The 10,975-nt window shown below is 68.6% G+C and carries 6 protein-coding genes; 3 read left to right on the forward strand and 3 right to left on the reverse strand.

The genetic code is table 11. From position 1 onward, the window contains the following. The first annotated feature begins 19 nt into the window (after positions 1 to 19). From G4D85_RS33765 to G4D85_RS33775, 3 genes are read left to right on the forward strand one after another with little or no spacing between them, the layout of a single operon-like run. Positions 20 to 1,162: an acyl-CoA dehydrogenase gene (locus tag G4D85_RS33765; RefSeq protein WP_164018183.1), complete on the forward strand. Its 1,143-nt coding sequence runs from the start codon at positions 20 to 22 to the stop codon at positions 1,160 to 1,162. A 5-nt stretch (positions 1,163 to 1,167) separates the two neighbouring features. After that, entirely contained in the window at positions 1,168 to 1,614 is a 447-nt protein-coding gene (locus G4D85_RS33770) for an AgmX/PglI C-terminal domain-containing protein (protein WP_164018184.1), read from the forward strand. A 10-nt stretch (positions 1,615 to 1,624) separates the two neighbouring features. Further along, positions 1,625 to 2,770, forward strand: coding sequence for an acyl-CoA dehydrogenase family protein (locus tag G4D85_RS33775; protein WP_164018185.1), 1,146 nt, complete (start codon positions 1,625 to 1,627; stop codon positions 2,768 to 2,770). 53 nt (positions 2,771 to 2,823) lie between these two features. Here the strand turns inward: G4D85_RS33775 and G4D85_RS33780 are convergent, their stop codons facing one another. The 3 genes from G4D85_RS33780 to G4D85_RS33790 form a co-directional block, all read right to left on the reverse strand. Continuing rightward, a complete protein-coding gene (locus G4D85_RS33780) occupies positions 2,824 to 6,126 on the reverse strand; it encodes an Ig-like domain-containing protein (protein WP_164018186.1) in 3,303 nt (1,100 codons plus the stop codon). Positions 6,127 to 6,148: 22 nt separating this feature from the next. Next, positions 6,149 to 9,478 (reverse strand): Ig-like domain-containing protein, encoded by a 3,330-nt coding sequence (locus G4D85_RS33785; RefSeq protein ID WP_164018187.1) that lies wholly within the window; start codon positions 9,476 to 9,478, stop codon positions 6,149 to 6,151. A gap of 84 nt (positions 9,479 to 9,562) precedes the next feature. Further along, positions 9,563 to 10,942: an MFS transporter gene (locus tag G4D85_RS33790; RefSeq protein ID WP_164018188.1), complete on the reverse strand. Its 1,380-nt coding sequence runs from the start codon at positions 10,940 to 10,942 to the stop codon at positions 9,563 to 9,565. Positions 10,943 to 10,975: the final 33 nt, after the last annotated feature.

Consider the following 10,975-nt stretch of genomic DNA (forward strand, 5'->3'; position numbering starts at 1 on the left):
CCTCCCGCTGAGGAGCCTCATGAACTTCGAGCTGACCGACGTCCAGCGCGAGATCCAGCGGACCATCCGCGAAGTCGCCGCCAAGGAGCTGACGCCCCACGCCCGCAAGTGGGATGAAACCCACGCATGGCCGACGGACGCGGTGAAGATGCTCTCCGAGCTTTCGCTGCTGGGTGTCGCCATTCCCGAGCAGTACGGCGGCGCCGGCCTGGACAACGTCTGTTACGCCATCGCCGTGGAGGAGATCAGCCGTGGCTGTGCCTCCACCGGCGTCATCGTGAGCGTGAACAACTCGCTCTACTGCGACCCGGTGATGAAGTTCGGCACCGAGGCGCAGAAGGAGCAGTTCCTCACGCCCTTCGCCCGTGGCGAGAAGCTGGGCTGCTTCGGCCTCACCGAGCCCGAGGCCGGCAGCGACGCCGGTGCCCAGAAGACCGTCGCGGTGCGCCGCGGTGACGAGTACGTCATCAACGGCTCCAAGAACTGGATCACCAACGGGCCGAAGGCGGACGCCATCGTCCTCTTCGCGATGACGAACAAGGAGGCGGGCCACAAGGGCATCACCGCCTTCCTCGTGCCCACCAACACCCCCGGCTTCATCCGCGCCGAGCCCGACAAGAAGATGGGCATCAGCGCCGCCTGGTCCTGCTCCATGTTCTTCGAGGACATGCGCGTGCCGGCGAAGTACCGGCTCGGCGAGGAAGGCGAGGGCTTCAAGGTCGCCATGAGCACGCTGGACGGCGGCCGGCTCGGCATCGCCGCCCAGGCGGTGGGCATCGCCCGCGCGGCGTACGAGGAGGCGGTGCAGTACTCCGGTGATCGCAAGTCCTTCGGCAAGCCCATCCGCGAGCACCAGGCCATCCAGTTCATGATCGCCGACATGGCCACGGAGCTCGACGCGGCCCGGCTGCTGGTGTGGCGCGCGGCGCTGATGAAGGACAAGGGCGTGCGCCACAGCTCGGAGAGCGCCATGGCCAAGCTGTACGCCAGCGAGATGGCCAGCCGCGTGACGAACAAGGCCCTCCAGGTGCACGGCGGCATGGGCTACAGCAAGGAGATGGACGCCGAGCGCCACGTGCGTGACGCGCGCATCACCGAAATCTACGAGGGGACGAGCGAGATTCAGCGCATCGTCATCTCGACCCACCTCTTGAAGGAGTAGGCGACATGAAGCGGGTACTTCTCCCAGCGGTCCTTCTTGTGTCGGCGGTGGCGCTCGCTCAGGGCGCTCCCGCGAAGAAGCCCTCCGGCGGGAAGCCCGCCCCGGCGACGGCCCCCGCGAAGAGCGAGGGGCCGGACGTCGAGCGCCTGCCCTTCACCCCGGACTCCATCCGCCAGGTCGTCACGTACCACCAGCCTCGTATCCAGGAGTGCTACGAGGACCACATGGCGGAGAAGGACAAGAAGGTAGAGGGCAAGCTGAAGACGTCCTTCACCATCGACGCCAACGGGCTGGTGAAGGGCGCCAAGGTGGTGAAGAAGGCGAGCACGCTGAAGGACCCGAACCTTCACGACTGCGTGGTGGCCGTGCTGTCGTCCATGACGTTCCCCAAGCCTCCGGACGGCGCGGACCACCCCATCGAGTACCCGTTCAACCTCAAGGCCATCGAGTAGGAATCCCGCCGTGAACCTCGAGCTGACCGAGACCCAGACGCTGATCCGCGACACCGCCCGCAAGTTCGCGCGCGAGCGCGTGGCCCCCCAGGCCCGCACGTTGGACCGTGAGGAGCGCTTCCCCACGGAGCTCTACAAGGAGATGGGCGAGCTGGGGCTGCTGGGGGTGAACATCCCGGCGAAGTACGGCGGCTCGGAGGCGGGCACCGTCTCCTACGCGCTGGCGATGATGGAGATGGCGGCGGCGGACGCCTCCACCTCGGTCACCATGGCCGTGACGAACATGTGCGCGGAGCTGATCCACGCGTTCGGCACCGAGGCGCAGCGCGAGAAGTTCGTCACGCGGCTGGTCTCCGGCGAGGCGATTGCCGGCTCCTTCGCGCTGTCCGAGCCGCACGCGGGCTCCGACCCGGGCGCGATGCGCACCTCCGCGGTGAAGCGCGGGGACACGTACGTCCTCAACGGCAGCAAGCAGTGGATCACCTCCGGCGAGTTCGCGGGCGTCATGGTGGTGTGGGCGCGCACCTCCCCGGCGGGGAACAAGGGCCTGTCCTGCTTCATCGTGGAGGGCGGAACGAAGGGCCTCATCATCGGCAAGCATGAGGACAAGATGGGGCTGCGCGCCTCGAACACGGTGTCGCTCACGTTCGAGGACTGCGTGATTCCGGCGGCGAACCTCCTGGGCCAGGAAGGGCAGGGCTTCCGGCTGGCGATGACGGCGCTGGACGGCGGGCGCATCGGCATCGCCTCGCAGGCGTGCGGCGTGGGCCGGGCGGCGCTGGAGGCCAGCGTGGCCTACACGAAGGACCGCAAGGCCTTCGGCCAGTCCGTCGCCGACTTCCAGGGCCCGCGCTTCATGATGGCGGACATGAAGACGCAGCTGGACGCGGCGGAGCTGCTGACGCTGCGCGCGGCCTACATGAAGGAGCAGGGCCAGCCGTTCTCCCGCGAGGCCTCCATGGCGAAGCTGTTCGCCAGCGAGATGAGCAACAAGCTGGCTGACAAGGCCGTGCAGCTCCACGGCGGCTACGGCTACATCGACGAGTTCCCGGTGGAGCGGTACTTCCGCGACGCCCGCGTGCAGACCATCTACGAGGGCACCAGCGAGGTGCAGCGCATGGTCATCGCCCGCGAGAGCTTCAAGCTGCTGGGCTGAAGTCGAGCGGTCCGCCGTGTCCCGGCGGACCGCCTTCCCGAACGTCATTCCATTCAGGTTCCGGGCTGGCAGTTCAGGTACGCGAGCTGGGTCGTGTCCGTGTCCACGTAGCACCAGTAGCCCTGGGTGCGCTCGTTCCCCCAGGTGTCCTTCGCCGTGACGCTCATGGGCCAACTGCTATTCGTGTTCCAGCTGAACGTCCACTGGGCCGTGAAGGGCGGCTGCGTCAGCGTGAAGTCGAAGGCAAGAAGCCCGGTCATCCGGACGGACTGAACGCCATGCGGATCGGTCACGTTGCCCGCGGAGACGATGTATGAGTGGCCGGCGCCGAAGATGCTGAACTGGAACCCGGGGCCGGTGTTGTCCGCGGTCACCGTCCGCGTCTCCGGGCTGCTCGCCGCCCCGTAGATGTCGGAGCAGTGGAACAGCACCGTGTAGTTCCCGTCCGCCCGATTCGAGGTGTCGACCTCGAACTGGTAGGGCGCGGTGTTGTCCGACTGGACGATGACGCCGTTCTCCCGCATCTCGACGTGATTCACGCCCTCCGTGTCGGTGCATTGGACGGTGAACTTCGGCTTCTTGGGCTGGCTGTCGTCGCGGGCGATGCCGGTGATGACGGGCGGGGTGAAGTTCTTGGTGAACACCGTCTGGAAGTTCGCCGTGTTGCCGCACGAGTCACGGACGAGGGCCTGGAATGTGTGCGCACCGGGGGCCATCGAGGTGCCGAAGATGAGCACGTAGCCGGGCGTGGTGGGCTGGGCCACCAGGTTGGCGTCCACGTACAGCGCATACGGGTAGGTGATGCCGCAGGTGTCCGAGACGCCCACGGTGAGCGTCACCTGGGTGCCCGACTGGGTGGTGTTGAGGCTCACCGTGGGCGGCTGCAGGTCGCGGGGCGCGGCCTGCATCGCCACGCTCTTGTTGCCGAAGGAGTCGGTGACCTCCACGTAGAGGTTGTGGGCCAGCGCGTCGAGCGGTGAGTACGACGCCTGGTACGACGTCGCGGAGTTCGTCCGCGTGGCGAAGACCAGCCCGTCCACCTTGAAGTCCACGCGGGTGATGGTGGAGGCGTCCGACACGGAGGCGTTGACGCTGAAGGGCGGGTTGCCGCTACCCACCGTCATCGTCACGGTGGGCCGGGTGTTGTCCACCTTCAGGGCGTGGCTGAGGCTGGTGACGTTGAAGTAGGCGTCGTACACCTTGATGACCAGGTTGTAGGTGCCGTCGGTCCAGGTCGAGGTGTCCAAGCCCTGCTGGTACGGAGGGGCGAACACCGTGCCCAGCACCTGGGCGCCATTGAGGAACTCGACCATGGCGACACCAGAGGGGTCATTCGCCGTGACGGTGAGCAGGGGCTGCTTGGGCGGGCCGGAGCGGGAGACCGAGGCGGTGGGCCCCGCCTTGTCCAGGAACACCGTCACCGTGCGGGTGACCTCGTTGTTCCACACGTCCCAGGCCCTGAGCTGGACGGTGTGGTTACCGGTGGCGAGCGAGGCGCCGGAGAGGTGCTGGGTGAACTGCCAGCCCGTCAGGGTATGGGTTTGAGCGCCGCCGTCGACCACGAGTTGGGGGGGCGTGTAGAACTGGTTGGGAGTCTCGGCGTCGGAGATGGTGCCGGAGCACTCGAGGTCCAGCTGCACCTGGAGGCACGTCAGGGTGGCCTGGGGCGGGGTGGTGTCGGGAGGGAAGCCCACGTTGATGGCCGCGAAGGCGAAGGCCGTCGCCTTCTTCAGCGGCCCACCATGGAAGCCCTCCAGGGCGGTCGCCGCGGCGAGCGCGGCCTGGCGAGCACCGACGTAGTCAGTGCCCAGCGGAAGCAGCTCCACCGCCTTGCCCCAGATGCGGGCGGCCTTGGTGGGACCGACGCCGGAGAAGCCCGCGGGGACCCGGTGGCAGGCTCCAGGGGCGCAGCCATAGGCCAGCAGCACGAACATCCGGGCGAGCGGACCGCCGGACTGGTGGTTCTCCTCACCACCGATGCCGCTGAACCACTCGTCGTAGAGCGGCGAACGGAAGTCGCGGAAGGTAAGGCCTGTCTCTTCCCCCAGGGTGAAGTTCGAGTCGCGCGGGGTCACCGTGTCGAGGTCGTTCCACGTCCGTCGCAGCCGCAGGGCGTCGCGGCCAAGCTCGGTCATGAAGCCGATGATGTCCCCCGTGCCCTCGTTCATCCCGGCCTCCTCCGAGCGCTTGGTCGAGAACAACGTGGGGTCGCCGGCCAGCTCCCGCATGAAGAAGTCATGGCCGAGCTCGTGGGCGACGACGTCGGTGGTCGTCAGGGGCTTCATGAGTCCGGAGGTCAGGGGATGGACGCGGTAGCCAAGCTGGATGGACGGCACGCGGGGCTGAGGGCTGTAGGTTGCGTTGTTCAGGGGATAGTGGACCCGGACCAGGAACGGCGTGCCATCCCCGGCGGGGCCGTTCCTTCCGAGGATGGTCTCGAAGAAGGTCCACGTGAGGTTCACGGCGTGGAGCGCATCCACTGCCGCGGTCTCGCCGTTGGCGCTGTCCGGCGCGGCGTTGTACGCGAAGAAGTTCCCGTCGCCGAAGCTCGCATCGTCGCTGGAGTACTCATCGTAGGTGATGACCTTGCCCTCGCTGACAAAGCTCGCCTGGTAGGTGTTCCGTCGCGGGTCGGAGAGCCAGTAGGCGTTGGTGCTGGAGTCGAAGGACGTGGAGAAGGTGAAGGTGCCCGCGTAGCGACCGCGGCCGGTGACGTTCCGGAAGGTGCCGGGAAGGGGAGGGGGAAGGGTGTGCACCTCGAGCGGATCCAGCCGCAGCAGCGCTCCGGAGCGGGCATCCACCTCCGCGCGCCAGCGCCGGTGCCCCGCGGAGTCCGGCTCCCCGGTGGACAGCTCCAGCCGGTAGATGAGCGTCAGGCCCGTCACCACCCGCTCGAAGTGCTCGGCGTTGGGGCGCTCGGAGGCGGGGGCGTCTGGCTTGAGCCGCCGCTCCTCGCGCGGCAGCAGCACGAGCTGGCCCTGCTCCACCCGGCCGGACGCGTCCTTCAGCCCGGTCAGCGCGACGGCCTCGGCGCGGGCCTGGGGAACCCGGGGCTGCGTGTCGACAGCGGCGGCCGGCTCGAAGCGGACATTGGGGAAGAGGGTGACTCCGTGCGCCGTCTTCGCCTCCAGGCCCCAGATGGGAACGCCCTGGAAGTGCAGCTCATGGCGGTTCCCCCTTTCGTCCCGTGACTGGACCAGCGCTACCTGCCGGAGGTCGAAGCCGCGCGCGGTGACGAGCCGCTCGGCTTCGGCCTGCGCCGGGGGCTTCTCGGGCTCCGGGGGCTGCTGCTGCGTGGGCCCACATGCGGTGAGGAGGATGGCGAGACCGAGGGACAACCAGGTGTGGAGCTTCATGGGGTTCTTCCTCTCACCAGGCTCAGAGCGGCTGGCAGATCAGGTACGCGTTCTGGGTGGAGGCCGTGTTCATGTAGCACCGGCGGCTGAGCGTGGACGTGTTGCCCCAGGCGTCCTTCGCCGTGACGTAGAACGGAAGGTCGCTCTGGATGAGCGCGGTGCCGGGGATGAACCACTGGTAGCCGTAGGGCGCCTGCGTCAGCGTGATGGTGAAGGCCGGTATCACCAGCCCACCCGCCAGGGTGACGGACTGGATGCCTCGCGGGTCCGCCACGCTGCCGGCCAGGACCTGATACGAGCGGCCCGAGCCGTAGACGGAGAAGCTGTTGATGCTGGGGCCGGTGTTGTCCGCCGTCACCGTCCGGGTCTCCGGTGTGCTCGCCACCCCGTGGAGGTCGGAGCAGTGGAACAGCACGGAGTAGCTCCCGTCCGTCCGTGCCGTGGTGTCCACCACGAACTCGTAGGGCGCGGTGTTGTCTGACTGGACCACCACGCCGTTCTCCCGCATCTCGACATGGTGGACGCCGTCGGTGTCCGTGCACTGGACGGTGAACTTCGGCTTCTTGGGCTGGGTGTCGTCGCGGGTGATGGAGTTGATGACGGGCGGGGACGCGGACCGGGAGAACGTCGCCTGGAAGTCCGCCGTGTTCCCACACCCGTCCTGGACGAGGGCCCGGAACTGGTGCTCTCCGGGCTCCACGGAGGTGCCGAGGTCCAGCACGTGGCTGTCCGTCATGGGTTGGGCCTTCAGGGTGCCATCGACGTACAGCGAATACGGGTACTGGATGCCGCAGGTGTCGGAGACGCCCACGTTGAGCTTCACCGTGGTGGCCGTCTGGCTCACGCTGAAGGTGACGTCGGGCGGCTTCAAGTCCCTGGGCGCCGCCAGCCCCACCACGCGGGTGTTGCCGAAGGCGTCGGTCACCTCCACGGAGAGGTTGTGGGCCACCGGGTCCAGGGGCAGGTACTCCGCCTGGTACGCCGCCGCGGAGTTCGTGAAGGTGGCGAAGACCACCCCGTCCACCTTGAAGTCCGCGCGGACCAGCGGCGAGGCATCCGCCACGGTGGCCGTGACAGTGAAGGGCGGGCCGCTCGTGCCCACGGCCAGCGCCACGTTGGGCGGGGTGTTGTCCACCACCAGCGGGTAGTTGAGGGTGGTGACGTTCTGGAAGCGGTCGTACGCCTTGATGACCATGGGGTACGTGCCGTCGGTCCACGTCGAGGTGTCGAACCCGTACTCATAGGGAGGCACCGCCACATAGGCCATCAGCGTGGTGCCCCGGAGGAAGTCGACCGTGGAGATGCCCGAGGGGTCATTGGCCGCGACGAAGAACACGGGCTGCTTCGGAGGGCCGGAGCGGGTGAGCCACGCCTGGGGCGGCGTCTTGTCGATGGAGACCGTCACCGTGCGGGTGACCTCGTTGTTCCACAGGTCCCAGGCCCTCAGCTGGACGGTGTGGCTGCCGGCCGCGAGGCCCGGGAAGCGGTGGGTGAACTGCCAGCCTGGCATCGTGTGGGTCTGCGTGCCGTCCAGCACCAGCACCGGCGCCCTGGCGGACTGGTTGGGAGTCTCCGCGTCGGAGATGGTGCCGGTGCACTCGAGGTCCGCGACCACCTGCTGGCAGCTCAGGGTGGCCTGGGGAGGGGTGTTCTCGGGAGGGAAGCCCACGTTGATGGCCGCGAACGCGAAGCCCACCTTCCGCATCAGGGGGCCGCCCACGTAGCCGTCCATGGCCATCGCCGCGTTGAGTGCCGCCTGGCGGGTCTGGAGGTAGTCGGCGCCCATGGGCAGCGCCTCCACCGCCCTGGCCCAGATGCGTGCCGCGGTCAGGGGCCCGGTGCCGGTGAAGCCGCCGGGCACCAGCGGGCACTGCCAGCCCGTGGTCGGATCGCCGGAAGGCGGCATGGCCTGGCAGCCCCAGGCCAGCAGCAGGAACATCCGGGCGAAGGGGCCTCCCGCGTCGTGCTCCTCCAGGTCGCCGATGCCGTCGAACCACTCGGAGTACAGCGGGATGAGGAGGTTGCGGGCGCTGAGGACCGCCTGCTCCCCGACGGTGAGGTTGGAGCTCTGCAGGGGCGTCTGGTCGATGTTGAGCAGGGCCCGTCCCGAGCGCACGGTGTCGCGGCTGAGCTCGGTCATGAACCCGCTGATGTCTCCCGCGCCCTCGTTCAGCCCGGCCAGCTCGGAGTTGCCTTGTGGGAAGTTCGAGGGAATGCCGGCCACCTCCCTCATGAAGAACTCGTGGCCGAGCTCGTGGCCGATGATGTCGGTGGTCGCCAGGGTCTTCCAGGTGCTGCCGCTGTTGGGGTAGGAGCTGTAGCCCACGATGATGGACGGGGGGCTGGAGTAGGCGAGGTAGGACGCGTTCCCGCTGGTGTGGTGCACCTTGATCTTCATGCCCTTGCCCGTATTGCCGGGGCCGCTCCGTCCGAGGAGCGTCTCGTAGAAGCTCCACGCCATGTTCACGGCGTAGTAGGCGTCCACGGCCGCCGTCTCGCCGTTGGCGCTGGCAGCACCGGCGCCAGGCGAGAAGAGCTGCCCGTTGCCGAAGCTCGTGTCGGGGCTCCCGTAGTCCGCGTAGGAGAGGGTCCGGCCGCCGGGCGTCGGGTACGCGTACTGGTACTCGTTGCCGCGGGGGTCCTCGAGCCAGTGCGGGGGCGAGTCGGTGCTCACGTAGAGGACGGAAAAGGGGAAGGTGCCCGCGTAGTAGCCGTAGCCGGTCCCCTTCTTGTAGGTGTTGCGCCACTGGTTGACTTCGAGCGAGTCCCGCCGCAGCACCCGTCCTGAGCGGGCGTCCACCCGCGCCATCCAGCCCCGCTCGTCTCCGGGCTCACCGGTGGACAGCTGCACCCGGTAGATGAGCGTCAGGTCCGTCACCACCCGCTCGAAGTGCGCGGCGTTGAGGCGCCCGGAGGCGGGGGCGTCCGGCCTGCGCCGGCGCTCCTCGCGCGGAACGAGCACCAGCCGGGTGGCCTCCACGCGCCCGGACGGGTCCTTCAGCTCCGCCAGGGCGGCGGCCTCTGCCTGGGCCTGGGTGATGTGGGGCTTCGTCTCGGGGTGTCCGGCCGGCGCGAAGCGGGCGTTGGTGAGGTGCGTCACCCCGTGCGCCGTCTTCGCCTCCAGGCCCCAGATGGGCACGCCCTGGAAGTGCAGCTCGTGCCGGTTCTCCGCTTCATCCTGCGCGGGGACCAGCGCTGCCTCCCGGAGGTCGAAGCCCTGCGCCTTGGCGAGATGCTCGGCCTGGACCTGGGCCGTGGACTTCTCGCGCTCCACGGACTCCACCTGCGCGGGCTCACCACACCCCGCGCACACGACGACAACGCTGCTCAGCAGCCACCTGCGAAACGACATGGGAACTTCCCCCTCTATTCTGGCCATACCGGCCAGCCCACCATTGTCGTGAGGAGGAAGAAAAAGGTTCCGCGCCGCGAGGCGTCAGCTCGCGGGCTGTGCCGTGGGTGGCACCACCGCGGAGGTCGGCTGTGACTCCGCGTCCGGCAGCTCATCTTCCAGGTTGCGGATGTGCGGGTTCTGCCAGGCGGCGATGGCCTGGACGACCAGCACCACGCCCAGGGACGCGAGCAGCAGCGCGATGCCACGCCCGGTGCCCGTCCCCACCACGCGGCCCACCGTGTTCGCGAGCGCCCCGCCCGGCGCCATCCAGGGCTCGAAGAAGGCATCGGAGAGCACGCCCGCCAGCAGCGAGGCCACCGGCGCGCCGAGGAGATTGACCATGCGCCGCAGCGAGAACACGCGGCCCTGGACGTCCGGCGGCACCTTCTGCTGCCAGAGGGTCTGCGCGCAGCTCGACAGGATGGGGACGTTGAAGAGGAACAGCGCCGCGGCCAGCCCCACCAGCCACGGGCGCGGCTGGAGCACCGCGAGCATCAGCGGCAGGCCCGCCAGCAGCACGAAGCCGAGCACGCCCTGGATGCGGCGCTTCGGCCCGCCCCACACGCCCATGGCGATGCCGCCGAACAGCATCCCCAGGCCGGACACGGACATCACCCGGCCCAGCGTCGCGGCGTCCGTGAAGCTCAGGATGAGCGGGGTGATGAGCACCATCACCATGCCCATGGCCACGTTGACCATCGCCAGCGTCCACATCAGCCCGAACAGCCCCGGCCGCGAGCGGATGAAGCTCCAGCCCAGGCCCATCTCCTTCCACAGCGAGCCACGCGCCGCGGCGCCCTCGGCCGACACGGGCGGCTTCGGGAAGCGCACCATCAGCAGCGTCACCATGGAGAAGGCGAAGGTGGCCAGGTCCATCAGGACGATGCCCTCCAGGCCCACCTTCAGGAGCAGCACGCCCGCGAGCACCGGGGACACGAGCTGCCCCACGCCCGAGGCCAGCTCCACGAAGCCGTTGGCCCGCGCGAGGTGCTGCTTCGGCACCATCAGCGTGGTGCTCGCCTGGAAGGCCGGCCAGCGGAAGGCGCTGAACAACGCGCCGAGGATGATGGGCCCGTAGAAGTGCCAGGGCTCGAGCGTCCACATCCCCGCGTTGCTGGCCTGGAGCAGGCCGAAGATGCACAGCGTGGCGACGCCGGACCCGAGGTCGCTCAGCAGCATCACCTTGCGCCTGTCCCAGCGGTCCACCAGCGTGCCCGCCAGCGGGGACAGCAGCGCCATGGGCAGCAGGTAGAAGAACGTGAGCAGCGAGAACTGCGTGACGGAGCCGGAGCGCTTGTAGATCTCGATGCCGAGCGCGAAGTGCGTCACGCCCGAGCCGATGAGCGAGGCCACCTGGCCGAGCCAGGTGAGGCCGAACGCGCGCGCCGAGCTGGGAACCGCGGTCTGTGTCGATGAGGTCATTGGAGGAAGTCAGGTGAAGGGTGGGGCGCCTGG

Source organism: Pyxidicoccus trucidator (assembly GCF_010894435.1).
GTDB lineage: Bacteria > Myxococcota > Myxococcia > Myxococcales > Myxococcaceae > Myxococcus > Myxococcus trucidator.

Coding starts and splice junctions, on each gene's coding strand:
- G4D85_RS33765 (WP_164018183.1), top strand. CDS start 20: ATGAACTTCGAGCTGACCGACGTCCAGCGCGAGATCCAGCGGACCATC.
- G4D85_RS33780 (WP_164018186.1), bottom strand. CDS start 6,126: ATGAAGCTCCACACCTGGTTGTCCCTCGGTCTCGCCATCCTCCTCACC.
- G4D85_RS33785 (WP_164018187.1), bottom strand. CDS start 9,478: ATGTCGTTTCGCAGGTGGCTGCTGAGCAGCGTTGTCGTCGTGTGCGCG.
- G4D85_RS33790 (WP_164018188.1), bottom strand. CDS start 10,942: ATGACCTCATCGACACAGACCGCGGTTCCCAGCTCGGCGCGCGCGTTC.
- G4D85_RS33770 (WP_164018184.1), top strand. CDS start 1,168: ATGAAGCGGGTACTTCTCCCAGCGGTCCTTCTTGTGTCGGCGGTGGCG.